We start from the raw sequence: 407 nt of genomic DNA on the forward strand, positions 1-407 counted from the left end.
GCTGACCTGAACGGCTATCCTGAAAGTCATAGATCACCGCTTGAACTGGATTGTACTGTGTAGTGGCATAGGCCCAGACATAACCTTTCTTCGGTTTTTTCTCATCATCACTCATCCGCATGATGGTGACCGGCGTTTCATCGGCATGGATCACCCGCTGTTGCAGCACCACCTCTTTTAAGGCATTGGCCAGAGGTTCCAGTTCCACACCGCAGCGACCTATCCAGTCAGATAAAGTTGATCTAGAAAGTTCGATTCCCGCCCGCTGATAGATCAGACGTTGACGGTACAGCGGTAAATGATCGGCATACTTCGATACCAGCACATGGCTGAGCAGTTCAGGTGAAGCAATGCCTTTATCAATCACATAGGCAGGCATCGCTTGCTGAGTCAGGGTGTCACACTGA

Annotated in this window: 1 protein-coding gene; it reads right to left on the minus strand. The window is 50.1% G+C overall.

Annotated elements, in window-relative coordinates:
- The coding region (locus WFH18_RS17825; protein WP_336755415.1) for an IS66 family transposase at window positions 1-407 on the minus strand (407 nt) is incomplete at both ends.

This window comes from Acinetobacter sp. USHLN143 (assembly GCF_037145695.1).
Classification (GTDB): domain Bacteria; phylum Pseudomonadota; class Gammaproteobacteria; order Pseudomonadales; family Moraxellaceae; genus Acinetobacter; species Acinetobacter fasciculus.